General features: G+C 40.4%; 21 protein-coding genes and 1 other RNA gene. 7 read left to right on the forward strand and 15 right to left on the reverse strand.

The genetic code is table 11. From position 1 onward, the window contains the following. Positions 1 to 76: 76 nt before the first annotated feature. Complete coding sequence (gene dut, locus HXT32_RS03455) at positions 77 to 556, reverse strand: dUTP diphosphatase (RefSeq protein ID WP_004111486.1); 480 nt, start codon at positions 554 to 556, stop codon at positions 77 to 79. Further along, positions 557 to 850, reverse strand: a complete 294-nt coding sequence (locus HXT32_RS03460) for a DUF4193 domain-containing protein (protein ID WP_004111484.1) — start codon at positions 848 to 850, stop codon at positions 557 to 559. Positions 851 to 1,008: 158 nt separating this feature from the next. On the opposite strand from HXT32_RS03460, the gene sepH reads away from it, so the two are divergent. After that, positions 1,009 to 2,217 carry a septation protein SepH gene (sepH, locus tag HXT32_RS03465; RefSeq protein ID WP_422118895.1) on the forward strand — a complete coding sequence of 403 codons (1,209 nt, stop codon included), beginning with the start codon at positions 1,009 to 1,011 and terminating at the stop codon, positions 2,215 to 2,217. Between the two features lie 134 nt (positions 2,218 to 2,351). Here the strand turns inward: sepH and HXT32_RS03470 are convergent, their stop codons facing one another. After that, a complete protein-coding gene (locus HXT32_RS03470) occupies positions 2,352 to 3,611 on the reverse strand; it encodes an alkaline phosphatase family protein (RefSeq protein WP_004111479.1) in 1,260 nt (419 codons plus the stop codon). Positions 3,612 to 3,772: 161 nt separating this feature from the next. Between HXT32_RS03470 and HXT32_RS03475 the strand changes: the two genes are divergently transcribed. Continuing rightward, a complete protein-coding gene (locus HXT32_RS03475) occupies positions 3,773 to 6,436 on the forward strand; it encodes a DNA gyrase/topoisomerase IV subunit A (RefSeq protein WP_116773744.1) in 2,664 nt (887 codons plus the stop codon). A 36-nt stretch (positions 6,437 to 6,472) separates the two neighbouring features. On the opposite strand, the gene HXT32_RS03480 is transcribed toward HXT32_RS03475, so the two are convergent. Further along, a complete protein-coding gene (locus HXT32_RS03480) occupies positions 6,473 to 8,041 on the reverse strand; it encodes an InlB B-repeat-containing protein (protein ID WP_421788762.1) in 1,569 nt (522 codons plus the stop codon). A 205-nt stretch (positions 8,042 to 8,246) separates the two neighbouring features. Here HXT32_RS03480 and HXT32_RS03485 point away from each other — a divergent pair, with 205 nt between their 5' ends. Continuing rightward, entirely contained in the window at positions 8,247 to 8,450 is a 204-nt protein-coding gene (locus tag HXT32_RS03485) for a hypothetical protein (protein ID WP_422119858.1), read from the forward strand. On the opposite strand, the gene HXT32_RS03490 is transcribed toward HXT32_RS03485, so the two are convergent. The 8 genes from HXT32_RS03490 to HXT32_RS03525 form a co-directional block, all read right to left on the reverse strand. Then, positions 8,419 to 8,676: a hypothetical protein gene (locus HXT32_RS03490; RefSeq protein WP_421788761.1), complete on the reverse strand. Its 258-nt coding sequence runs from the start codon at positions 8,674 to 8,676 to the stop codon at positions 8,419 to 8,421. The two genes, HXT32_RS03485 and HXT32_RS03490, sit on opposite strands and share 32 nt — an antisense overlap. Positions 8,677 to 8,796: 120 nt before the next feature. Beyond that, entirely contained in the window at positions 8,797 to 9,024 is a 228-nt protein-coding gene (locus HXT32_RS03495) for a DUF3791 domain-containing protein (protein WP_004111475.1), read from the reverse strand. Positions 9,025 to 9,030: 6 nt separating this feature from the next. Next, positions 9,031 to 9,525 (reverse strand): DUF3990 domain-containing protein, encoded by a 495-nt coding sequence (locus HXT32_RS03500; protein ID WP_012914120.1) that lies wholly within the window; start codon positions 9,523 to 9,525, stop codon positions 9,031 to 9,033. Next, entirely contained in the window at positions 9,522 to 9,764 is a 243-nt protein-coding gene (locus HXT32_RS03505; RefSeq protein ID WP_012914119.1) for a DUF3791 domain-containing protein, read from the reverse strand. The genes HXT32_RS03500 and HXT32_RS03505 overlap by 4 nt, the downstream gene beginning before the upstream one ends. Positions 9,765 to 9,914: 150 nt before the next feature. After that, a complete protein-coding gene (locus tag HXT32_RS03510) occupies positions 9,915 to 11,096 on the reverse strand; it encodes an MFS transporter (RefSeq protein WP_012914118.1) in 1,182 nt (393 codons plus the stop codon). Between the two features lie 115 nt (positions 11,097 to 11,211). After that, positions 11,212 to 13,608 carry a DNA gyrase/topoisomerase IV subunit B gene (locus tag HXT32_RS03515; protein WP_116773746.1) on the reverse strand — a complete coding sequence of 799 codons (2,397 nt, stop codon included), beginning with the start codon at positions 13,606 to 13,608 and terminating at the stop codon, positions 11,212 to 11,214. Between the two features lie 106 nt (positions 13,609 to 13,714). Then, a complete protein-coding gene (locus HXT32_RS03520) occupies positions 13,715 to 15,184 on the reverse strand; it encodes an RNA polymerase sigma factor (protein ID WP_410310451.1) in 1,470 nt (489 codons plus the stop codon). Between the two features lie 129 nt (positions 15,185 to 15,313). Further along, a complete protein-coding gene (locus tag HXT32_RS03525) occupies positions 15,314 to 16,180 on the reverse strand; it encodes a hypothetical protein (protein ID WP_012914115.1) in 867 nt (288 codons plus the stop codon). Positions 16,181 to 16,374: 194 nt separating this feature from the next. Between HXT32_RS03525 and HXT32_RS03530 the strand changes: the two genes are divergently transcribed. Next, positions 16,375 to 17,481, forward strand: coding sequence for a polyprenyl synthetase family protein (locus HXT32_RS03530; protein WP_421779265.1), 1,107 nt, complete (start codon positions 16,375 to 16,377; stop codon positions 17,479 to 17,481). Between the two features lie 97 nt (positions 17,482 to 17,578). Continuing rightward, entirely contained in the window at positions 17,579 to 19,969 is a 2,391-nt protein-coding gene (locus HXT32_RS03535; protein WP_422118896.1) for a protein kinase domain-containing protein, read from the forward strand. Positions 19,970 to 20,093: 124 nt separating this feature from the next. Here the strand turns inward: HXT32_RS03535 and HXT32_RS03540 are convergent, their stop codons facing one another. Then, positions 20,094 to 20,801: a lysophospholipid acyltransferase family protein gene (locus HXT32_RS03540; RefSeq protein ID WP_032842512.1), complete on the reverse strand. Its 708-nt coding sequence runs from the start codon at positions 20,799 to 20,801 to the stop codon at positions 20,094 to 20,096. Positions 20,802 to 20,876: 75 nt separating this feature from the next. Between HXT32_RS03540 and HXT32_RS03545 the strand changes: the two genes are divergently transcribed. Then, on the forward strand, positions 20,877 to 21,545 hold the full coding sequence (locus tag HXT32_RS03545; protein ID WP_422118897.1) for a hypothetical protein: 669 nt from the start codon (positions 20,877 to 20,879) through the stop codon (positions 21,543 to 21,545). A gap of 83 nt (positions 21,546 to 21,628) precedes the next feature. On the opposite strand, the gene secA is transcribed toward HXT32_RS03545, so the two are convergent. Both secA and hpf read right to left on the reverse strand, forming a co-directional pair. Beyond that, positions 21,629 to 24,424 carry a preprotein translocase subunit SecA gene (secA, locus tag HXT32_RS03550; RefSeq protein ID WP_103014009.1) on the reverse strand — a complete coding sequence of 932 codons (2,796 nt, stop codon included), beginning with the start codon at positions 24,422 to 24,424 and terminating at the stop codon, positions 21,629 to 21,631. Between the two features lie 189 nt (positions 24,425 to 24,613). After that, a complete protein-coding gene (hpf, locus tag HXT32_RS03555; RefSeq protein ID WP_004106803.1) occupies positions 24,614 to 25,285 on the reverse strand; it encodes a ribosome hibernation-promoting factor, HPF/YfiA family in 672 nt (223 codons plus the stop codon). Between the two features lie 211 nt (positions 25,286 to 25,496). Between hpf and rnpB the strand changes: the two genes are divergently transcribed. Further along, positions 25,497 to 25,870: RNase P RNA component class A (rnpB, locus tag HXT32_RS03560), an RNA gene on the forward strand.

The following is a 25,870-nucleotide window of genomic DNA, read 5'->3' on the forward strand; positions in this document are numbered from 1 at the left end:
ATACACTACCAAAACAAAAAATACATACAATAAATCCGACTCAGTTTTAAAAACCGGTCGGATATTTATAAAAAGATTATTGTACGCCAGTGGAGCCAAAACCTTTATCAGAGCGATCAGATTCAGGTAATTTAGATGCGGGAATAAATCGTGCTTCTACATAACGTTGTATAACCATTTGAGCGATACGATCACCTTTATGGAATTGCACTGTGTTCTCAGGATCTAAATTAATAAGAGGAACCTTAATTTCACCACGATACCCGGCATCAACTGTTCCAGGTGCATTTAGCACAGTCACACCCTGTTTTGCTGCTAAACCAGAACGAGGATGCACTAAAGCAACATAACCTGCAGGTAAAGCTATAGCAACTCCAGTAGGAACAAGCGCTCTCTGGAAAGGACGCAAAGTAAAATCTTGGGTAGTTCTTAAATCGGCACCTGCATCACCTGCATGCGCGTAGCAAAGCGGCTGTAATGTAGATGTTTCATCATCGAGATACTTAATTAGTACCTCAACCTGTTCGGGGCCAGTATAGGTCTCGTCATATGCCATTTAAGCTGCGCACTCCTTGCAAACAGGCTGACCATCAGCATTAGTTTCAGCTAACTGGCTGCGATGCTTAACTAAGAAGCATTCAGAACAAATAAATTCATCGCCTTGCATAGGGATAACAGTTACGGATGCATCTTCGTTACTTAAATCAGCACCTGGCAACTCGTAGTCTTCAGCAATAGCATTTTCATCATCGTCAATATCGCTGTTTGAATTTTGAGAACCTTTACTCAAAGCTTCCAACGACTCTTCGTCCTCATCTTTGCTACGAGGAGAATCATAATCCTGTGCCATTATGGTCCTTTCGTTTTTAAAGCTACTTACGCGCATAGCATACACGAATGCTACCCCGTATATTACACATTTTTTATTTTAAATAAAATGGTAAAGAATGCAGTGTATGGACTAAAGTATATAAATAGTATTGTTAAAAGCGAAGAAAGTGGTGCATAATGCTTGAAAATCCGCCAAAAGAGGCGAGTTTCGACCATATTGACGCAGACGGTAATTTGATTTTCATTTGTGAAAACACGCCGTTACGTATTCAAGTGGACGACACGCTGGAACGCGCCATCGCTGGTTCACATAAAATTACGAGTAAAAACAGCGATGAACATAACTCAGCAGATGCTGGCACAAATTCTATACAATCTAATGCAACATTGCCTATTTCGCAAATTCAGGCATTGATTCGCGCAGGAGTTGCACCTTCACATGTGGCGCAAAGATACAATGTTAGTGAAGCACAAGTTAGGCGTTTTTCTGCAGGCGTTGAAACCGAAAAGCAGTATGCAATTGAGCAGTTCCTTCTAGTACCTGCTCCTAAACAAAGCAATATGCGCACTATTGCAGATTTAATTGAAAGAACATTAGCTAAAGCACATATTGGCATGGAAACAGTGCAATGGAAAGCAACGCGCAGAGGATTAGAGCCATGGCGAATTACTGCTACTTTCAAAACTGCTACTCGCACTATTAAAGCTGAGTGGACATGGAACATGCATGACAACTCTGTTACATGCGCGAACCCTTCGTCTAGATTATTGCTTGGTGAAGATGTTAATGCAGCGGATACTTCTAAACAATCTCCATATGGTGGAGCTTATAGAGACACTGTAAGCATTAATTTCCCATTCAACACTGAAGAGCTTCCAGGAAATTCTATTCGTTCTGCCAGAATCGAACGAGCTGTTTCTCAATGGGAACTTAGAAACAGTGACAAACTTGCAGATGCACAAGCCCAATCTTCCTTCGAAAATCAGGACAATAATTCTGACATACAGCAAGTATTAGAAAAAGGCTATTCTAGGCGTTCTACTGAAACAAATACGCAATTTATTAAAGAAGATAATCCTCAGCAGACTTCGCTAATACAACCAGATGCTGAATTTATTAATAGAAACGAAACGAATAGCAAAATCGTCAATGCGTCTAATGAAGCACAAAAATCATTGGCTGCGAAAGTTCAAAATGCTGAAAAAGCAGATATTGTTAGTACGAATTTGCAAAAAAATGCTGCTGAAAGTAATCAAAATTCTACTAAAAATAATCAAGAAATTAATACTAATGGCCAAGAAAAATCATCTTCTGAGCACAATAAACGTAAAGCTGGAAGAGCAGCAGTACCAAGCTGGGATGAAATATTATTTGGCGAAAGCTAAATAAGAAGTTTAAAAATAAATTTTTCGCTTATTAATAATATGTGTGACACTCTTAGTAAAATTTGAGTGTCACACATTTTATTTGCTAAGTTACGATTTATAAAATATTCTCAATAATAGAAGCAAAAAATCGCTTACACTAAATCTATGAGGCACGGAATATCCATTTCCATATGAGTCATCGATCCATGAACGCTAGGTAAACTCATAGCTTTATCAGATTGAATGCGAGAATCAACAATTGTGTAAGCTCCACAAGCTTGCACAATAACATCGCCAATAACATCCTCTGCCCTGTTGTTTACTAAACCAAAAATACCATCGTCAATGGCTTGTTTTTTACTGCGTACAATTGCATTAGTTCCAAAATATTCACGCCAACGGTAAATAATATCTTCAGGATTTGCGTCACTGTTAGCATACAACATTACAGAACGAGGTTCACCGCCAACCATCGATACGCCTTTTATCAGCTCATCATGTTTAGCAATATCAATTCGCTTATTGGGATCGGATTTAATCATCCCATGATCTGCAGTAATAACAATTAATGTTCCAGGAGCACAATTTGCTCGCAAAAGACGCAACTGCTCGTCAATTTGCTCAAAAACAGAAACCCACTGCTGAGAATCCCAACCATAATTATGACCGGTTTTATCAGCGTCACGTAAATACATATAAGTTAAACCTGGAGTTTTACTGTTATTAGCAGCCTTAAGAATGCGAGCTCTAGGAGTTCCAGCAGTAATATAATTTGCTCCACGAAAAGCAGCTTTGGTAAGAGGAGTATTTTCAAACTTTGGTAATCCCACGCTATCTGCACGGACTCCATTAGAAACTAAACTTTCAAATATAGTCGGCTCTTGCTGCAAAACTAGCGGATCAGGCGCATCATTAAATTGAATAAGCTGCGCAAGTTTACCAGTTTGAGAATTCTTTTGCGTGTAACCGGTCATGCAAGTAAGACCAGGACATGTGCCTGTTCCAAAAGTAGCCATTGCAGCAACAGTTGTGCTTGGAACGCACGTGCTAATTGGTCGTTGATTTATTGATTCGTTAAGCAAGGATCGTAAATAAGGAGCGTGACCTTTGCGCATAAGAATATTCCAGTATCCTAAACCATCTATTAACACTACAATTGCAGAATTAGATTTAGGGAAACCAAGACTTTCTCGCAAAGCGTGTGGATCGTTATGAATAGCTGTTTTAACAGGAGCATCTATTGCATCACTTAAAGCTGGAAGAACCGAAGATATATGTAACGCTCCACCAAGATTTTTTTCATTAAAATCGTAAGAAAAATTTTCATTAACTGCGGAATTAGAAAAATCACCGTACTTAACATTACCAACAAATTGCAAAAGATCATTTTCAGACGGTATTTCAGCACTCATACTTACTATTGAACCACTTATATTGCATTGAACAAAACGCGAATAACAAATATTTATATAAATAACTAGTCAAATTGCTGAAAAATTCAGCAAAAACATGCTGTTTGTGCATATAAATTGGTAAGATTGATAGCCGTAATGTCATTCAAGGAGTTCTAAATATGCCCTCACGCCATCACTCAACACAGCAAGCTTTCGACCCAAGAAAAGTTAAAGAGCATATTGTTGAAACACCATTAAACGAAGAAATGAGCAAATCCTTCTTGGAATATGCTTATTCAGTTATTTATGCTCGAGCTTTACCGGACGCACGAGACGGAATGAAACCAGTGCAGCGACGCATTGTGTATCAAATGGGCAATATGAATTTGAGTCCTGATCATGCTTATATGAAATCAGCGCGTGTTGTTGGTGAAGTAATGGGTAAACTTCATCCTCACGGTGATTCTGCAATCTATGAGTCAATGGTTCGTCTAGCTCAACCATTTTCCCTACGCTTGCCGCTTGTTGACGGACACGGTAATTTTGGCTCTCTTGACGACGGTCCAGCAGCTTCTCGATACACCGAAGCGCGTTTAGCTCCTGCATCACTAGGTATGAACGCGGATATCAACGAAGACACAGTTGATTTTGTACCAAATTACGACAATAAACTAAAAGAACCTACTGTGCTTCCTGCAGCTATTCCAAATCTTTTAGTAAATGGCGCTTCTGGAATTGCTGTAGGCATGGCAACAAATATGGCAACGCATAATCTAGGCGAAGTAGTTGCTGCAGCAAAATATGTTATGAAACATCCTGATGCAACCCTAGATGATCTTATGAAACTAGTTCCAGGACCTGACTGGCCTAGCGGAGGAATTATCATTGGTCGAAGTGGCATTCGCGAAGCTTACGCAACAGGTCGCGGAGCATTCACTACAAGATCTACAACACATATCGAAAATATTACTGCTCGCAAAAAAGCTATTATTGTTACAGAACTTCCGTTTATGGTTGGCCCAGAGCGCGTTTTGGAAAGAATTTCTCAAGGAGTTAAATCAAGAAAATTAGACGGTATTTCAGGTGCTATTGATTTAACAGATCGACATAACGGAACTCGTATTGTTATTGAGATTAAGACAGGTTTTGATCCTAACGCTGTGCTTGCTCAACTTTTTAAGCACACTCCTTTGCAAGAGAGCTTTACTATTAACAATGTTGCACTTGTTGACGGTAGACCTCACACAATGGGCTTGCGAGAGCTATTAGACGTTTGGATTTCTCACCGCAGAACCGTGGTACGCAGACGCAGCGAATTTAGGCGCAAAAAAGCTCAAGAACGCTTACATTTGGTTGATGGCTTGCTTCTTGCACTTCTTGATATTGATGAAGTAATTCAGGTCATTCGTTCATCTGAAGATGCAGATAGTGCAAAAACTAAGTTAATTAAAGTATTCGATCTTGATGAAATTCAAGCACAGTATATTCTTGACTTACGTCTTCGCAGACTTACTAAAATGAGCCGAATAGAGCTCGAAGCTGAACGCGACGATTTGCTCAAAAAAATTGAAGAGCTAAATCAAATATTAAGTTCTGAAGCTAAACTCGACAACGTCGTAATAGCAGATATGGATTCTGCAGTTAAACAATGGGATACTCCACGCAGAACAATTTTGCTTGACGAAAATGAAGATGGTAGTTTTACTCCAGTAGCCTCCAGCATAAATAAAAACAGTGAGGATATTGCGATTAAAGCCGTTCAATCAGCAAATAAAATTACTTCAACTCAAGCAGATTTGGCTGCAGCAGCTAATGCAGCTCGTAAAACTGGAGAAGCTGACGCATCTTCTGTTGCAATGCAATTAAGTGACGAACCTTGCGCAGTAGCATTAAGCACTTCAGGGTTAATTGCCAGAACAAGCATTGCAGTGTTAGAACATTGGAATTCGCACAACAACAACGTATTTAACACTCCTTGTAAAACAATGTTTGCAACAACAACGCGTTCAACTTGTGCTCTTGTTACTTCATCTGGTCGACTAGTTCTAGCTCATGTTGCAGATTTGCCACAACTTAACTATGAAGAAGGAAAACCTGCGCTGCTCAACCACGGAGTAAAAGCACAAGAACTGCTAACTTCCACGCAAAGCACGGATCCAGTAAGAGGAGAACGCGTAGTTTCAGCAATAGCATTTGATGCCTCACAAAACGCTACTCCACTTGCAATTGGAACACGAAACGGTGTAGTTAAAAGATGGAATTTTGAAGCTCCAACTACCATGGATTCATGGAGCATAATTGACTTAAAAGACGACGACACCGTTATTGCCGCAGCTCCAGCAAAAGACAACGACAGACTCGTGTTCATTAGTAGTGATTCTTCATTACTTACCTTTGACGCTAAACAAGTTAGACCACAAGGACGCACAGCAGGCGGAATGGCAGGCATTCGTTTAGCAGAAGGTGCTAAAGTTGCAACCTTCGCAGTAGTGCCAGAAAAATCAATAGAGTGGCATTACGAAGAAGGTGAAAATGGTTTATTCTCCGCTTCTGGAACAGTTGTATTCACCGTTGCTGGAGACAGTGAAGCTCTTCCTGGAACCGAAAACGGTTCTGCAAAGATTACTCCATTTGACATGTACCCAACAAAAGGTCGCGCAACTGGTGGCGTGCGCTCGCAAAGATTCCTTAAAGGTCAAGATACGTTGATACACGCATATGTTGGATACTATCCATTGCAAGCAGTTACGGAAGGCGGAAGCAATGTTGAGTTACCTAAACCAGATATGCGTAGGGACGCTTCTGGAACTGAGCTTGTTTCCCCAATTGCACATATTGGGTAGTAATGTTTTTGCTTGCTAGTTTTACACTTTTTAAAGCTAGTTTTTGCGAGCATGCTTGGAATATCTGCGAAGTGATTTTCTAGCTTCTACAAGTGCAAAAATTCCTGCAGTCACAGATGCAAACAAATAATTTATTACCATAGCTACTGAAGAGCCAGTTTTAGGAAGATGCTTAACAACGCGCTTAGCTTCCGGTTGCTCCGGTTGCGAAAGAGCTGGAGCAGACTCAGGTTCTGGCTCAGGCTCAGAAGGTGTCAGAATCGGACCTGGAGCGACAGGGGCCGACGACTCAGGAAGTGGAACAGGAGTTGGAGTTAGCTCCGGTTCCGGCGCAGGAGCTGGTGGAATTAGAGGCGTTGGCTTCTTATTAACAGTTACTGTTGCAACTGTTGTTGCAGTAGCACCGCCATTGTCCGTTACGCTAAACGTGATAGTGTAAACGCCTGGAACATTGTTATTAAAACCACCGTCACTAATACGCTTAACCTTAGTTGTTATAGAATTATCCTCAATATCACTAACAGACACAACAAGACTATTCAAATCGAGTGAATTACCCTCAGTAATAGTCTTATTCTGAACTGTAATAACTGGTAAGTAATTCTTAAAAATGGAGTAAACTTTCAAATTTTTGTTTACACTAGTGCTGGCAAGGAACACTGCACCAGTACCGTCTTGATCTTCATTCCACCCTTCAAAAGTGTACCCAATCTTCGTAGGATCTTTAGGCATAGACTGACTATCAACACTCTTATCGTTTATGCTTTTGCCTTCCTTAACTTGCACAGAAGCATAATGAGAATTAGCGCCATTTACAAAAGTAACTGTGTAAATCGTAGCTTTAGGAACAATGTTGTACGTAAAATGCGATCTACCAATCATCCTAGGCACACGCTGAACAAAGTCATAAAAAATGCACTGACCTTCAAGTGTGCCAGTTTTTACAGCTACATATTTGCCATCAGCATTTTTCTTAAAATATGGTGAGAGGTCAATCGTTACAGGATTTCCATTCTCCTCAAAACCCTCCATAACACTGATTGTATGACCAGCGCTTTCTTGCGTAATTTTGATAGGACTTTTGTATTCCTCTCCCACTTCAATAGTGAAAGGTCCAGGATTTTGATTGTCAAACGGTGAATCATTTTCCCCTGAGCGAAACTTATATTGTCCTAAATTACCTTTTACGACAATTTCAGAAATTTTATTACCTTGGAAAGCAACACTACCAACTCCAGCAAGATAATACGGATTAGTATCTGTATCGTGCTCTTTTCCCTTATCATCAAGCACGCCTTCAAACACAACTTTTTCAATTTCATTAGCAACAAAGGCTGCATCGCTTACTGAAACCACATTTTTTGGAATAACAACGGTTCCTTTAATTTTATTCCAACCAAAAGCTCCATATTCTATTATTCTAAGAGATTGCGGAAGAGTGACACCCTCAATATAAGTCTCGCCGTCAACGTGTTTATGCTTATTCCCGACTTTGTCAGCCTGACCGGTAAAAGCACATTCATGAATTACCTCAATACCCTCAGGAATCACAACATGATGATTTTTCTTAAGTTTCTCCTTGCCTTTGGCACTAAGTCCGTCCACATACTCATTTACCGTTTGACCGGTCTCCGGATAATAAACATTTTTCCTACCTCCAATAGTTTTACCATCGTCAGAAATGTTAAAGTCGTCCTTCGTCCAAGTTAAAGATGCATCATCTGTAGTACCCGAATCAGTTGATGCTGCTTTAGATTCTGCAGATGCGTGTACGCTTCTATCTTCACGATTATTTGTTTGAAGATTAGTATTGCTTACATCTATAAGAGTTTGTGTAAGTCTAGCATTTTCAGAATTTTCAGCATCAGTTACAGATTCAGAAGCTTTAGAAGATTTAGTAGATTTTGTGGTTTCGGCAGTTTTTGCAGTTTCGCTAGACTTGGAAGGTACAGTATTTCCAGAAGGTTTTGCGGAAGTGCTATCTAAAGCAGACCCCCCCCATTGGGCGTATTAGAAGCTGCGTTATAAGAAGTTACGGAAGAAGAACCTTCTGTAGAGGAAGTTTCTGTATTAGAAGCTGTGGTAGAAGAATTATTTGTAGAAGAATTTACAGTCGTATTAACACCAGAAGAAGCTGAAGTTTCGGCAGCATTCGCACTTTGCGCCATGCAGAAAGCACAAGCAGCAGTAGCAATACCCATCATAGTGCTAGTCAACATAAGACCAGTTCTCTTATTCATTTACCCTCTTAAAAAATAGATAACGAGATAATGTAAAAACGTATACACATTGTACGCTTTATAGTCGAAATACAAATGCAAGCATGGTATATCACACAATCGTTTAATTTATTACAAAAGTCATGCATTAACACACATTTTAGAATTATGCATCTCATCAAGCAAATCTTGAACCAAATATCCGTCGCTCATACAATGCATATCCGAAATACCATTACGCATCAAATCGTAAGTAACAGAATGGTAAAACACGTCAAGCGCCTGCTCATAACTCAACCCAGCACGCTCAGCCAGAAGACTTACAACCCTAGCATACTTCTTTTGCAACAAAATAGGATTCGCCTTCAAAATCCATCACTCCCCTAAAAACTTACTATTTACACACTCGCTTTTTATGTATGTAAGACACAAATCAATAGCTTTTTGACTTCTAAAACATATTTGATTATTAGGTTTTTCATATTTTAGTCTGCCTAAAGCTTCAGACTTAGTAATTAAATCATCAAAAAACAATTCAAGTGTGTTATAAACCTTATCGTTTGCTACACCGCCAATTACTACATCAAAACTGCTTGTATCATTTCCAGAACGAGCATTAAGTATGAAATTAAGCCATTCTTCAGAATATGAATCAAACTTAAGAACAGATAATTCATTAAGAACATTATTGTCAAAATTATAAGAAGAAACAAAAGCATCTTTGTCCTTGCGAATAAATTTCTTCGCCCAATTATCAGCCTGACTACGTATTGATGTAACGTAGAATCCTGCGCCAAAATCAACATCTTTACGCGAATGCAATACATCTGGAAATTCAACAGGCATAAAAGAACCGTGATAAACAATCATACTTTTACACCTTTTTCGCGCATGAAGGAAATAATATCGTTTGTAATATACTCTTTGCCTTGAGTGTGCAAAACGTCATAAGATGGAACAATATAAGACATAAGAATATTACTCTTCTTAGTCAAAGCATCATACGTATCGCGAGGGTTTTGATTAAGCTTCTTAGCAACATTTTCAATACAAAATATTGCAAAATCAAGCTTATCTTTGTCAAAGACTTCTTGCTTAATATCATTCATAACCCCTCCTTTTGTAAAAACATTATTAGAAATACATCTACTAGATAATGCGTATACAACAAGTTCTAACACACCTAGCACACATAACACATCTAACACAAGTCTACATCAAAAAAATATAAGCAATCGCGCATACAAATACTTTCACGCTCAACTTTCGCAAGTTCGAAGCAAGCGCACGTGCATAAAAGTCATTACAGCGAGAAGAATAAGCAAATAAGCCGGAAGAAGCACCATAGAAACATTCTGCGCAATTAGTCCAAAAATCGCAGGCATTACCATAGACCCAATATATGCGCTTGCCATTTGCATGCCAACAATAGCTTGAGACTTATCTGCACCAAAATAATGCGGCGTGGAATGAATAATGCATGGGTAAACTGGAGCGCAGCCTAGTCCAATAATTACAAATCCTGCAATAAGCTCAATATGATTCGGCAAAGGCAGCAACAATACTAGAATGCCCATAAGCATTACGCACTGCCCAATACGAATCATCGTTGCATCGTTAAAACGCATAGTAAGAAATCCGCTTACAAAACGACCAACTGTAATGCCAACATAAAACAAGCTTGCCCAACCTGCCGCAACAATGCGGCTAACTCCTCCATGCAAAACCATGTAACTACTAGCCCACAATCCTGCAGTTTGCTCCAACGCACAATAGCAAAAGAACATAATAAGAATATTCTTAGCTCCTGGAATGCGCAAAACTTCTGCGTAAGATAGCATCCCAGAAGATTGTTTCTTTACCTCAGTAAGATTATGCGTCTCTGCCTTTTTATTATTATTTTTCCACAGCGGCAAACTTATGAATAACACAAGAGTGAGAGCAATTTGTATAACAGCAATATACTGGTAGCCTGCAGGCCAGCGCTGACCGTGAGAAAGTGCGAAACCCATAACATAAGGACCTGCGGAAGCACCAATTCCCCACATGCAGTGAAGCCAGCTCATGTGCCAGCTTTCATAGTGAATTGCAACGTAATTATTAAGAGCCGCATCCACTCCTCCAGCACCTAAACCGTATGGTATAGCTAGAAAAATAAGCACAAGATAATTCGGAGCAAAAGAAAAACCTAGTAACGCTAAAGCTGTTAAAGCAACTGAAATAAGCGTAACCTTCCCAGGGCCAAACTTATGCGTAAACCTATTAGATAGCAGCGCAGAAACAATTGTTCCTGCAGAAATAACCATTGATATTCCACCAGCCCAAGAAATTTGCGCACCAACATCATGACTCATCGTAGGCCACGCAGCTCCAAGAAGAGCATCCGGCAAACCCAAGCTTATAAAAGCAAGATAAATAACAGCAAGAAGAAGGTTAATCATAAAAATTCCCTAACATCAGTACTTCATATTTCTAACGCAAACACGCCCTCATAAAGCAATATAAGGAATATAAATATACAAGGCAACATAATGCAATGCAAACAACATGCCGATATCAGGTATCGATTTTGGAACGATCGAAGTCGTCTGCGTTATCAACAATAAACTGCTTGCGCGGAGGAACATCATCGCCCATTAGCAAATCAAATACTTCACTCGCTTGCTGAGCATCTTCCATACGAATCCTTCGAAGCATGCGAGTTCTAGGATCCATGGTTGTGTCTGCAAGCTGATCTGCATCCATCTCGCCCAAGCCCTTGTAACGCTGAATATCGCTGTTAAAATCAATGCCTTTAGCTTGCAAATCATCAAGCTTTCCAGCCAATTCATCGTCGGAATACGTGTAAATATACTCGCCCTTGCGCTTTCCAGCGAGCGCAATCCTGTGAAGAGGTGGCACTGCAGCATAAACATGGCCATGCTCAATAAGCGGGCGCATATAACGGTAGAACAGCGTCAGCAGCAAAATACGAATATGCGCGCCGTCAACATCTGCATCGGTCATCATAACAATCTTGTTATAACGTGCTTGTGAAATATCGAAACTTGCGCCAGATCCTGCTCCAACAACCTGAATAATTGCAGCGCACTCTTTGTTGGAAAGCATTTGTGCAAGACTTGCCTTTTGCACGTTCAAAATCTTACCGCGAATTGGAAGAAGAGCTTGGAAAGCAGAGTTTCTAGCAGCTTTTGCAGTGCCAAGTGCAGAATCGCCCTCGACGATGAAAAGTTCTGCAACATCGTCGTTTCCAGGCTGGCAGTCAGAAAGTTTCGGCGGCATTGAAGCAGACTCAAGAGCGTTCTTTCTGCGGGTAACTTCCTTAGTTTTACGCGCTTGAATACGCGCATGCATTTCGGAAACTATTTTTTCCAAAACTCTAGAAGACTGCTCTTTGAATCCTCTCTTAGAACCGGTAATCATCTCACCGAATTGAGCGTCAGTCATTTTGGTAACGATTGGCTTAACTTGAGCAGTTCCAAGAACATCCTTAGTTTGACCTTGGAATTGAGGCTCAGCAATGCGAACAGTTACGACTGCTACCAATCCTGCCATAATGTCATCGCGCTCAATTTTTGTGTTGGCGTCTTTAAGATTTACTTTAAGCTTTCTAGCATTATCTTCCACGGCTTTACGAATTTGCTTAGTTAATCCCTGCATAAAGCCGTCAACGTGCATACCTCCGCCAGGAGTTTCAACAACGTTTACGAAACTAATAATCGTTGAATCGTATCCGTTTACCCAGCGCATTGCAATATCAACACCGCATTTTCGAGTTACTTGCTGCGCGTGTAATTCACCAGAAGAGTCAACGGCTTGCGTTTCTTCTATATAAGTATCTTCGCCAGAAATGCGCCAAATATCGGATACTGCTTCACCTTTTGAAAGAAAATCAACGAAATCTTTAACACCACCGTTGTGCAAAAACTCAATAACGCGAGGGTGACGCTTATTCTGCACTGAGTTAGCAGACTCAGCATTTGCAATAGATTGTGCTGTTGATTCTTCAGATTTATTGTATTCAGACTCGCTATCTTCAGACACATATTCAGACTTATCTTCATCTTCTAATGCTGTTTCAGATTCTAATTCTTCAAATTCAGGCACAGAGTCATCGATATTATCAGGCTGATTTTCAAGAAGATTATTTTCTGCAATATTATCTTCTGCAATATTATTTTCCGCAACATCATCTTTAGTAGAATCAATTTCTTCAATATTTGCAGATTCACCTTCAGGAACATGCTCGTCAATAACAGTAATTTTTAAGCCTGGAACCAGGAAACTTGTTTGACGCACGCGAGCAATAAGCTGCTCATAGCTGAAATGCGCAGTCGAATTAAAAATTTCTGGATCCGCCCAGTAGCGTACACGAGTTCCGGTAGTTTTTGGCGAAACAGTGCCAATAATTTCAAGCTCAGTAGGCTTGTTCTTACGCGTACGCTTAAATGGAGAGACTGGAGATGGATGCTCTGGGTCAGCATCGCTATACACACCAGGATGCCCTTGATGGAACGCCATATGATGCGTTTTACCGTCTCTATCGACTTCAACATCTAAACGCAAGCTTAAAGCGTTTACAACAGAAGATCCAACACCGTGCAAACCGCCTGCAGCATTATAAGAAGCGTTACCAAACTTTGCTCCAGCGTGAAGCTTAGTTAGAACAACTTCAACGCCAGTGAGCTTTGTTTTTGGCTCAACATCTACTGGAATACCACGACCGTTATCTGCAACTTCAATAGATCCATCATCGTGAAGAGTAACAATAATATGGTCACAAGCACCCGCCAAAGCCTCGTCAACCGCATTATCAATAATCTCCCAAAGGCAATGCATTAAGCCTTGGCTGTCTGTAGTGCCAATATACATGCCTGGACGCTTTCTTACAGCATCTAAGCCTTCTAGCACTGTCAAACTGTCGGCATCATACTGCTCTTTATGAGAGACCACTTCTACCCCTTGCACTTATTAAACGTACAACCGATTATTTTAAGCAATAAGTGTCGTACTATCGCAAAAGCAACAATACGACACTTTGTAATATAACTTCACACAATCACTGATCTAAGAAGTCACGCAAAGTTTGCGATCTAGAAGGATGACGCAGCTTAGACATTGTTTTAGACTCAATTTGACGGATACGTTCACGAGTAACACCATAAACGCGACCAATATCGTCTAAAGTTTTTGGCTGACCATCTTCCAAGCCGTAGCGCATCTTAATAACTCCAGCCTCCCTAGGAGCCAAAGTTTCCAAAACTTGCCTGAACTGTTCTTGAAGGAGCGAGAACGCAACAGCATCAGACGGTGCGATTGCGTCAGTATCTTCAATCAAATCACCGAACTCGGAATCGCCATCCTCGCCCAGAGGAGTGTGCAAAGAAATTGGCTCACGACCGTATTTTTGTACTTCCTGAACCTTTTCTACTGGCATATCTAGTTCGCGAGCAAGCTCATCCGGCGTAGGTTCACGACCTAAATCTTGAAGCATTTGACGCTGAACCCTAGAAAGCTTATTAATAACCTCAACCATATGCACTGGAACTCGAATAGTACGAGCCTGATCTGCCATAGCACGCGTAATAGCCTGGCGAATCCACCAAGTTGCGTAGGTTGAGAACTTAAAGCCCTTCTTCCAGTCGAACTTTTCAACTGCACGAATCAAACCAAGGTTACCTTCCTGAATTAAATCAAGGAAAAGCATGCCTCGACCGGTATAACGCTTAGCAAGAGAAACAACAAGACGCAAGTTTGCTTCAAGAAGATGATCTTTAGCTTTCTTGCCATCTGCTGCAGCCCACTTAAGCTCACGTTTACGCTTAAACTCCATTTGATCAATTTGAGTATCAAGCAAATGCTGAGCATACAATCCAGCTTCAATACGCTCTGACAAATCAACTTCTTGCTCAGCATTAAGCAAGCTAACTCTACCTATCTGCTTTAGATAATCCTTAACAGGATCCGCAGTAGCACCTGTAGCAATTACACGACGCTTAGGATTACCAGATGGAGTTAGATTATCGTCATCGTCATCATCACGTACAACAAATGCGCCTTTTGCTTGTGGCACTTGCGGAGCATCATGCTTAATTTCGTCGTGATCATCAATTTCATCAAGATCTTCAGACTCTTCATCATCAAGATCATCTGCAACGTCAATATCGCTTAAATCGTCAACATCAGATATATCTTCTGGCTGAATATCGTCCAAATCATCAAGATTCAAATGTTCATCATCAACATCAAGATGTGAATCGTCATCTAAAGAATCGTCAATAGATAATTGATCTTGAGATTCAATATCTACGCTATCTTCAGTTTCGTCATGTTCAGCATCAGCCGATACTGATTCAGTATCAATCTTGTTGTCTTCAGTTTTCTTTGAGCGAGAACTGCGCGTCTTGCTATCAGCTGACGAAGTTCGAGTACTGGTTTTACGCGCAGCGCTAGCCTTGCGAGTTTTTACAGGCTTAGTATCATCTTGCATTTCGTCGCTGTCGACCGTTAATCCAACTTCACTCGTCAAACTGTTCCTCCTGTATTATCCCCTTGTAACGCATATAGGCATAGTTCATGCAAGGGCAAGTTTTACCTTAAGTAGTAAACCATTTAAGCAAGACGATTATTCCACAACTAATTTTTGCGGCGTGGCGAATTATTCAATCCATGCTGGCTCAAGACCATTTTCGAATGCTCCACACACTATTTTTGCCATAGAACAATCAGGATCAATGCGCAATGCACAATCACAATAATATTTTACTTCTCCGAGCCTAAACCACCAGCTGATATAAGCTAACAAAGCGTAAACTTGCACAGATAATTTTGGAATGCTTCTAGTAATAATAGCCATAGATTTTAAAATTTTGCACGCGAAAATAGCTCTCTTTATATCAGGCTTATTATTTGTTTGAGTGAATTTTGCTTCTAAACAATGCCGCAAATTACGAGATACTTCAGGTGTATGAGGGCACCAAGCAAATTCCGACAAAGTTTTTTCGTCATACCATTCTTGATTTTCATCCAGAATAGAAATAAGCATTGCATCACGAACATTAATATTATGCAACATTGCTATTGGCAGATTTACTAAATCATATCCAAACATTTTTTCATCGTAAGCAAACATGTTGTACCATCGCATAAGTGCTCTGCTTGCAATATCTCTAATAGCATATTGCTTGCCATTTTGATCAACATTTTCTATAAAAGCTTCCGAAACTGCCGGAACCCAATATTCTAATCCTTTAATCCATTGCGCACTATCACTACAGTTGTTGTAAATATATTCCTTAGAAAAAGTCATAAAAAAGCTGCACTCTTTGGAAGGATATATAGTCCCATTAATATCTGAAATTTCTCTTCCAGCAAAACTTTCAAAATCTTCTGAACCTGCAAAATCTAAACAACCATTAAAAGAATTAGCACTTTCACCATAAATTTGCATAAGACTTTGCATATCAAAGTCATCAATACAATTATGCGATATCTTCGTTTTCAAATCATCCTCTACAATTTCCATGCATACTCCCCCTCATTTTTTACATGATTCTTTATTTTGATAATCAAACTATGCAATAGCATTTTTGATATATTGAAGTTTCTCAAGATATGAGTCAGCATTCAATAAAAAACTATTTCCGCGGTGAAAAGCTTATTAAACCATAATAATAACTGCGTTTTGTAATGTTCAGCCCTGTGGATAACTTTCATAATATGAGCACATTTATAGGCAACAATTACAGTCTTAACGATATTGAATCTAGAATTACTTTTTTAATTTCTCAGCAATTTAATACGGGATTAGAAAATAATCTTTCATCCACATGTGCGCAAATACTACAGCAAGTAATAAAGCAAGCTATTGTTTCAAGCGAAGGCGGAAAACGTCTTAGAGCTCTTCTTACGATTTCAGCATTTTGCGCTGCATCAAAAGAAACCAATATTCAAAAAATCCATGAACAGTCTGTATTTGACATAGCTTGTGCTCTAGAAGTATTTCAAACAGCTGCATTAATTCATGATGATATTATTGACGAATCTTATTTAAGACGTGGAAAGCCTAGTGCGTATTGTGCATTAAGTAAAGCTTGCAATAATAAGCATATTGGCACAGGCTTAGGTTTAATGCTGGGAGATCTACTTGCCACAGAAAGTTTCGATATTGCAAGAAATCGTGCGAAGAATTTTACTTATGGCGAGGAATTGTTAGCAGCATTTGCGTCTATGCAAAGAAATGTTGGTATTGGTCAAGTATTGGATTTGTCAATAGAAATGATGCAACTAGATAATCCAATACAACTTGCGGAATCATCTTTGAATGTTTTTAGATGGAAAACAGCCAGTTACACTACTGTTGCTCCATTAACTCTCGGCTTTCTTGCAGCAAATATGCAACCAACTGAAGCATACAATCTTGCTAATTCTATTGGCAATTCGTTAGGTGTTGCTTTCCAAATTGCTGATGATTTGCTTGATATTGTTTCGGATAGCAAGATTACAGGTAAGCCTATTGGCGGTGATATTAGAGAAGGTAAGCGTGCGGTTCTTCTTGCAGATGCTTTGCAATACGGAAACGATAATGAAAGAGAAATACTATTAAAAGCTTACACGAGTAGTACTCGAAGCGAAGATGATGTAAATAAAATAATACAGATTTACCATACTTCTGGTGCTATTGAAAAATCAAAAAAGCGAATTGAGAATCTGTGGAATGATTCACAACAAGCAATCGAATCAAGTACATTGAGCGACAGTGGAAAAGCTATTTTGCATGAAATTAGCAAACGATTTATACCTGAAGCATGGCGTAATGTACAATAATATTTAGCAAATAACGCTCGAAATTAGCTTTCTTTACTATCTTGCTTGTACACTCGTAAGTAGTAAAAATGGTTTTACGCGTATAAGGATTGTGACAATGGATGAAGCTACGCAGGCGCAGCCAGGTATGCGCATTGAAAATCGCTATCGCATTGTGCGCAAAATAGCTCAGGGTGGCATGGCTACTGTGTATCAAGCAGAAGATGAACGCCTTGATAGACCTGTAGCAATTAAAATCATGCACACTCAACTTGCTCAAGGGGTGCATCGCCAGCAATTTATTGCTAGATTCCGCAGAGAAGCGACTTCTGCTGCAGCAATTGCAAATCCACATATTGTACAAGTTTATGATACAGGCGAATATGACGGGCTCGATTATCTCGTAATGGAATATGTTCATGGCGTTAATTTGCGTTATGAAATGAATATGCAAGGCACATTCAGTGTGCGAGATACGCTGCGTTTACTTGCAGAAACTTTGGATGGTCTCGCTTCTGCACATAATGCTGGAGTTGTGCATAGAGATATTAAGCCGGAAAATATTTTAATTAACGATCGAGGTCATGTTCAGATTACTGATTTCGGTTTAGCTAGAGCAATTTCGCAAGCAACATTATCTTCTACAGGATTGCTTCTTGGCACAGCAGCTTATCTTGCTCCTGAACTTATTGAGCATAATCTTGCAACTCCTCAAGGTGATTTGTATTCAGCGGGCATGATGGCTTGGGAAATGCTTGCAGGAAGAGTGCCTTTTACTGCAGATAATCCTGTTACGCTTGTTTTCAAGCATGTGCATGAAAACACTCCTTCAATTGCTACAGCTTGCCCTGGAATTAGCGAAAAAGTTGCACAATTCATAGCAAACCTCACTGCTCGCGACATGAACGAACGACCTAAAGATGCAAGTGAAGCATTAGCAAAATTACGTGCACTTTCTACACAATTAAACCCTGAAGATTGGCAATACAAAGCAGAAGAACCACAAGAGTTTTCAGAAGAAACAGACTTTTCTCCTATTAATAATTTGCGTGTTCCCCCTGAAGCAAATTATTCGGACAAATTGAATCCTAATAATGACTCAGATGCTACACGAGCGATAAATACTTCAGGCTCTAATTTTTCTGCTAATTCCAACTCTTTATTGCAAAATGCTACAGACGAAACTGTTGCAATGCCTAGAGATAATTCTGTAGGTGAACTCGATTCACGCACAAATAATGATCTACATAATCCTGAAGTCAATAATGTAGCAATAGACAATTCACTAGCAAAGTCCGACAGTGCTTTCGATGCGAATAATCTTCAAAAAACACAAGCTATGCAATGGCATACTACTAATGCAGAAGATGTGTCATACAATTCGCAAGATAATCCTTTAGAAGAATTTGACGATAGCAATATGCCAACAATTGCTATTAGCTCTCGCAATTTTAACAACAAATTAAATGCAACAAAACCATTGGGCCTGTCATATACAGAAAAGGACTTAGGAAACAAGTCTAACCGCTCTTCTAAAAAGCGTGTTTTCATTATTGCAGGTTTAAGTACAGCTGGAGTATTAGCAATTGCTGCTATTGGTGGTTTTTGGTATTTCTTAGGTCCTGGCAGTTATTGGACGCTACCTAAGCCTGACGACCTTCAATGCAACAATTATGCATCTTGCAAAATAACTGATGTCAATTGGCAACGATATGAGCACACGCTTAAAGTTGCTGGAATTCCTTACACAGTTTCAAAAGATTATAGTGACGATGTGCCAGAAGGAAAAGTAGTTTCAACAAATCCTGATGTTGTCGGAAGCCATATTCAAAAGCACAATAATAGCACTCTTAATGTTGTAATTTCGCGTGGAATTCGTAAGGCTACAATCCCGGACGATATTACAGATCCAAAGACTTACAATGGCAAAAATCCTTTGAAAACATTGCGTAAAGCAGGCTTTACTAACATTATTCACGATAAGTCAGGAGATACGTATTCTATAGATATACCAGCTGGCAGCTTAATTGATATTAGCCCTAAACCTGGCACGCGCATGAACCATAACGAAGAAGTAAGTATTTTACTTTCTAAGGGACCTAAGCCTGTACAAATGCCAGATATTGTTGGGAAGGCAAAGAGTGAAGCTGACTTAGCTTTGACTGACGCTAAGCTGGATGTAAAGTACGAAGAAGAAAATAGCGATACTGTAGCAAAGGGTAAGATTATCCGAGCTTCTGTTGAAGCTGGTTCTGACTTACATTGGGGCGATAGCGTTAAAGTTGTTGTTTCAAAAGGTCCAAAAACTGTTACATTGCCAAACGTTTGCGGAAAGAGCAGTGATGAAGCTAGAAGGATTATTGAAAGTCTAGGGCTTAAAGTTCGTATTTCTGCTCCACTTGGTGATTTAATGCACGTAGTGCGCTTCCAATCCCCTGGAGCTGGAAGCGAAGTGCCATTGAAGGATTCTAATGGAAATCCTTCTATTATTACTCTTACAGTAATATAAGCGTGTCTTAAGTATTATGTAAGCGGCGGAAGCTCAATAACTTTCGCCGCTTACATATTTGAACATAAATAAAATTTAAATATATAAAATGTTAATCTAATAGCATGAGAATCAGCATTATATTTTACTTATTTTCGTTACTTTCTTCACGTTTTTGACGCATACGTTCTTTTACGGTTTGAGCATATTCATCAACATATTCTTGACCACTCATTTGCTGAATAGACTTAGTTACTTTATCTGTAATTTCGCGTAAACGCTCGTGAGTGATCTCACTTTCGTCACGAACACGCTCTACTTGAATAGGCTCGCCATAAATCGCCTTAGTCTTGCCTTTTGCTGGAATAACTTGACCATGCACTTGTAATTCTCTAGTTCCAATAATTGCAACAGGTATAATCGGGCAACCTGTTTCAAGAGCAAGACGTGCAGCACCAGTATGACCACGATATAAACGACCGTCTGGGCTTCTTGTGCCTTCAATATGAATGCCAAAAAGCTGACCTTTTTCTAATATTTCACGAGCATGATTCAAAGCGCCAAGAGATTTTGCGCCTCCAGAACGATCTACAGGGAAAACGCCCACAGAAGTAAACCACCACTTCTTAAAACGACCCTTTAAACCTTTGCCTTCAAAATATTCTGCTTTACCCATAAAGTGGATCATACGAGGACAAGTCAATGGCAGAAGCGCGTCATCAATAACAGCAAGATGATTTGCAGCAATAATAGCTCCACCCTTTTTAGGAACATTTTTAACACCTTGCGCTGATGGATGAATCCTCATGCGGGCAATACCCCCAAGTCCCTTCACGAAGAACCAGTACAACATACCATATCCTTTCTTGCAAGTCCAATTTCGAACATTTTAAGCATAGAATCAGGAAGACTTGCTACAGTATAGTTCATGACTTCTTCTAAGAATACCAACGACCCTCGCCGTGATGACGAGTTAACGTCAGAATCATTAAAGAATAATCAAAAACAAAACAATAGAAATTTTGATGATGATTGGTCATCTTTTATTGCAGAGCATTCTGACGATATGAATGATATTGCTAATTCACATAGCGCAAAAAGCTTTGAAAAGCATGCTCAGAAAGAAGAAAAAAAGAAAGAACGCAACAGTATAGCAAGCGATAATAATTCTAAAAATCAAAAAAATGCTATAAAAAATAAATTTAGCTTAAAAAATCTAAGCAGCCATAAATCCTATATTATTCCTACTAGAATGCAAGACCCTCACACGATCATAACTGCTAAAGGTCCTCGTGATAATACACGCACAAGTTGGCTTGATTTAGATAAGACTATGGAAGACTATGGAGATGATTTTGTGCCCCCAAATCCACGATTTTATAACGTATCTTTAGTTAATGTAGTTTTGTGGATTCTATTTGTTATAGGTATCTTCGGTGTTATTGTAAGTGCTTTTATTCCTGCTATAGCAAACATTGTTGGTATTATATGCGGCCTATTAATGCTACTTAGTGGAGCAGGATTACTTATGAATCGCAAAAAACCTGATCCGTATAAAGAAGATTACAGCGATTATGGAGATGGTGCTCGAGTATAGCTAATAATCAATCGAATATAATAAAAAGGCGGCATGATTATAATCACACCGCCTTTTATTTATTTTACTTAGCAGCTTTCAAGTTACTCAGCTTCATTTTCAGATTCGTTTTGACCATGGCAAAGCTTGTACTTACGACCAGAACCACATGGGCACTCTTCATTCTTATTTGTTCCTGGGAATGTACGACCATCAGACCATGGAGTCTTCCATTCTTCATTCTTTGGTCGCATGCTCAACGGAACATCTCCCTCAGCATGACTCAAAGGTGCAGGACCAACAATACCAGCAGCCTGATCTTCAGCATCTACCTCAGACGAAGCTTGTGCAACATCTTCATCAAGCTCATCGTCAGAAGAAATATCTTCAGTAGAAGCAATCTGATTGATATCAATGTGGAATAGAAGCTGAATGCTTTCTTCCTTAATTGCCTCAATCATCGAATTGTACATCTGGTAGCCTTCACGCTGATATTCAACGAGCGGATCACGCTGACCCATACCACGCAGACCAATACCATCCTTCAAATAATCCATCTCATAAAGATGTTCACGCCACTTGCGATCGAGAACAGAAAGAACAACGCGACGTTCAATTTGACGAAGTGGATCAGCGCCGAGACGATCTTCGATGAGAGAGTAAACCTTTACTACACTGTCGACAATCAAATCACGCAAAGCAGAAACAGCTTTTTCGCCCTTAAGATTGATAATCGTTTCACGCACCTGATCCCAATCAAGAAGTACAGGCATTACAGAGTTAAGAGCATCTTTTAAGCCGTCCAAATCCCAATTCTTTGGCTTATCAGAACCGTTCATTGCGCCACGCACATAACTTTCTACGGTGTCACTGATGAACTTCAAGATGTCCTCGTGAATATCTTCACCCTTAAGAACCATCTGACGCTCTGCATAAATCACAGTACGCTGCTTATTCATAACATCGTCATACTTCAAAACGTTCTTACGCATTTCAAAGTTACGAGCTTCAACAGTCTTCTGTGCCGTGCGTACACCGTTAGAAACGTACTTAGACTCAATTGGTTCGCCTTCTGGCAATCCCTTAGCCATAACACGAGCAACAAGCTGAGTGTTGAACAGGCGCATCAAATCATCTTCCAAGCTTAAGTAGAAGCGGGACTCGCCAGGATCACCCTGACGGCCAGAACGACCTCGAAGCTGGTTATCAATACGACGAGATTCGTGACGCTCAGTACCAAGTACATACAAGCCACCAAGATTCTTAACTTCTTCGTGCTCGTCCTTAACTTGCTCTTTAACTTCAGCTAAAACGCCTGGCCAACGCTTCTCATACTCTTCAGGAGTATCGTCTGGAGAATATCCTTCAGCCTTCAACTTAGCATCTGCAAGGAACTCAACATTGCCGCCAAGCATAATATCGGTACCACGACCTGCCATGTTAGTAGCAACAGTTACAGCACCCTTACGACCTGCAACAGCAACAACAGCAGCTTCCTTAGCATTCTGCTTAGCATTCAAAACCTGGTGAGGAATGCGAGCAACGTCAAGAAGCGAAGAAAGAATCTCAGAAGATTCAACAGAAGCTGTACCAAGCAACACAGGCTGACCCTTTGCATGGCGCTCAGCAACATCTCGCACAATAGCAGTAAGCTTTTCTTTCTTTGTGCGGAAGATCAAATCGTCCTTATCTTTACGAATTACTGGACGGTTGGAAGGGATTGGAAGAACACCAAGCTTGTAAGTTCCCATGAACTCTGCAGCTTCAGTCTCAGCAGTACCAGTCATACCAGCAATCTTGTCGTACATGCGGAAGTAGTTTTGCAAAGTAATAGTAGCAAAAGTCTGATTTTCTGCCTTGACTTCCACGTTTTCCTTAGCTTCAATTGCTTGATGCAAGCCCTCGCTATAACGACGACCTGGAAGAACACGACCAGTATGCTCATCGACAATCAAAACTTCGCCGTTTGTAACAACATAGTCACGATCTAGAAGGAAAAGCTCCTTAGCTTTCAAAGCGTTATTCAAATAACCAATAAGAGCTGTATTGCTTGGCTCATAAAGGTTATCGATGCCCAAGTAATCCTCAATTTTTGCGATGCCAGGATCAAGAATACCTGCGGTTTTCTTCTTTTCATCAATCTCGTAATCAACATCGCGAGTAAGCTTCAAAACAAGCTTTGCAAATTCACGATACCAATGAGTTACATCACCTTCAGCAGGACCTGAAATAATAAGTGGCGTACGAGCCTCATCGATAAGAATGGAATCGACCTCATCGACAATTGCATAGTGATGACCGCGCTGCACAAGCTCGCTCTTTTCCCACGCCATGTTATCACGCAAGTAATCGAAGCCAAACTCATTATTTGTACCGTAAGTAATATCAGCATTGTATTGCTTACGACGCTCTGGCGGCTGCTGGTCTGTAATAATGCATCCAACACTCATGCCAAGGAATCTATAAATACGACCCATAAGCTCGCTCTGGTAGCTAGCAAGGTAATCGTTGACTGTGACAACGTGCACACCTTTGCCTTCCAAAGCATTCAGATAGCTTGGCAAAGTAGCAACCAATGTTTTACCTTCACCAGTTTTCATTTCTGCAATATTGCCCCAATGCAATGCAGCGCCACCCATAAGCTGCACATCGAAATGACGCTGGCCAAGCGTACGCTTTGAAACCTCTCGCACAGTAGCGAAGGCTTCAGGCATCAAATCATCAAGCTTTGCACCATTGTCTAAACGCTGCTTGAATTTAGCAGTTTGACCCTTCAATTCTTCATCGGAAAGCGCGGAAATTTCATCTTCCAACGCATTCACAGCCTTTGCTACATTCTCAAGGCGCTTCAATTGACGGCCTTCACCCATACGCAAGGCTTTATCGACGATATCTACCACGTTTTGCTCCCTTAGGTCATGTCTATGACGACGGCCTAGCCAACATAGACGTAAACTGTGCCCATATTACGCGACGGCTACGATTTTTATAAGTTAGCGAGTCTGATTACTACATAAAAATGCCCGCCCAACATTGTGCTAGACGGGCATACGCACTTATTCGCGCATTTTAGACGTGTTTTTTAACCATTACTTTTGCTTAGCAACATTTTCAGGTGTATCAATTTCAAACACGCCATAGCTCCAACCATGTCTGCGATATACTACAGATGGTCTCATAGTTTCTTTGTTTACAAACAGGAAGAAATCATGTCCAATAAGCTCCATCTCATACAAAGCCTCATCTATGCTCATAGGCTCTGCAATATGTAGCTTACGACGAATCACAATAGGAGTGTCGCCAACACTTACTTCCACAGATTCACCAGGACCTAAATCGGAAGCAACAGCGGCATCTGCGCTATTAACCTCATTTTCTTCTGGCTCTTCAACAGTAGTCTCAATTTCAGGCTCTACAGCACCCATATCTACAGGAGTCATTTCCGTATATCCACGGCGATGATCCTTACGACGATCGCGAGTACGACGCAAACGAAGCGTCAACTTATCAAGCGCCATATCTAATGCACTAAATTGATCAGTGCTAGAAGCTTCTGCGCGAATCACAGTGCTTCCTGCAACAACAGTAATTTCAACTCGCTTTGCTGTGTCAGCCTGCCTTGGATTGCCTTCATGAGTCAACACGATTTGCACGCGCTGCGCATCAGGTGCAATGGCGGTCACACGATTCATCTTACTTTCTACAACGTCACGGAACCTTTGATTAATCTGCGTATGACGACCAGTAATGACGATTTCCATGCGAAACCTCCCCATATAGACTCGAACCTTAAGTTCGATTTGTACAACCCGACTGCCACGATGCCGTCGGTTCTTCTATTATATCTGCTAAATCCATACAAACCTAGCAATTTATTAAATTAAAATAAAAAAATTAACGTTTATTACGGAATTTCTTATAAAATAACGAATTTTTTACGATATTAATATCATCTGCTATAATTGGGAAGGTTGAGGTTTCACGATGGCCGCGGTCACAATGTTCATTCGGAGTGGCTGAGGAACTTCCGGGCTCCACAGAGCACAATGGCGGATAACGTCCGCCCAGGGCGACCTGAGAGATAGCGCAACAGAGAATAGACCGCCTGAACGTTTCGTTCGGGTAAGGGTGAAACGGCGGTGTAAGAGACCACCGGACTTCTGGTAACAGTAAGCCGCATGGCAAGCCTCATTGGGAGCAAGGTCAAGCAGAAGACGCTTTAGAGCTGCTCGCTCAAGTCTTCGGGTAGACTGCTAGAGTTTGGCGGTAACGTCAAATCGAGATGGATGGCCATCCGCATGCACTTGTGTATGCGACAAAACCCGGGGTATGTGAAACCTCATCAA

It is taken from the genome of Gardnerella sp. DNF00747, assembly GCF_049262675.1.
GTDB lineage: Bacteria > Actinomycetota > Actinomycetes > Actinomycetales > Bifidobacteriaceae > Bifidobacterium > Bifidobacterium swidsinskii.

Coding starts and splice junctions, on each gene's coding strand:
- HXT32_RS03505 (WP_012914119.1), bottom strand. CDS start 9,764: ATGAATGATATTAAGCAAGAAGTCTTTGACAAAGATAAGCTTGATTTT.
- hpf (WP_004106803.1), bottom strand. CDS start 25,285: ATGGAAATCGTCATTACTGGTCGTCATACGCAGATTAATCAAAGGTTC.
- HXT32_RS03535 (WP_422118896.1), top strand. CDS start 17,579: ATGGATGAAGCTACGCAGGCGCAGCCAGGTATGCGCATTGAAAATCGC.
- HXT32_RS03545 (WP_422118897.1), top strand. CDS start 20,877: ATGACTTCTTCTAAGAATACCAACGACCCTCGCCGTGATGACGAGTTA.
- HXT32_RS03500 (WP_012914120.1), bottom strand. CDS start 9,525: ATGATTGTTTATCACGGTTCTTTTATGCCTGTTGAATTTCCAGATGTA.
- sepH (WP_422118895.1), top strand. CDS start 1,009: ATGCTTGAAAATCCGCCAAAAGAGGCGAGTTTCGACCATATTGACGCA.
- HXT32_RS03460 (WP_004111484.1), bottom strand. CDS start 850: ATGGCACAGGATTATGATTCTCCTCGTAGCAAAGATGAGGACGAAGAG.
- dut (WP_004111486.1), bottom strand. CDS start 556: ATGGCATATGACGAGACCTATACTGGCCCCGAACAGGTTGAGGTACTA.
- HXT32_RS03470 (WP_004111479.1), bottom strand. CDS start 3,611: ATGAGTGCTGAAATACCGTCTGAAAATGATCTTTTGCAATTTGTTGGT.
- HXT32_RS03525 (WP_012914115.1), bottom strand. CDS start 16,180: ATGGAAATTGTAGAGGATGATTTGAAAACGAAGATATCGCATAATTGT.
- HXT32_RS03475 (WP_116773744.1), top strand. CDS start 3,773: ATGCCCTCACGCCATCACTCAACACAGCAAGCTTTCGACCCAAGAAAA.
- HXT32_RS03510 (WP_012914118.1), bottom strand. CDS start 11,096: ATGATTAACCTTCTTCTTGCTGTTATTTATCTTGCTTTTATAAGCTTG.
- HXT32_RS03540 (WP_032842512.1), bottom strand. CDS start 20,801: ATGTTGTACTGGTTCTTCGTGAAGGGACTTGGGGGTATTGCCCGCATG.
- HXT32_RS03490 (WP_421788761.1), bottom strand. CDS start 8,676: ATGAATAAGAGAACTGGTCTTATGTTGACTAGCACTATGATGGGTATT.
- HXT32_RS03530 (WP_421779265.1), top strand. CDS start 16,375: ATGAGCACATTTATAGGCAACAATTACAGTCTTAACGATATTGAATCT.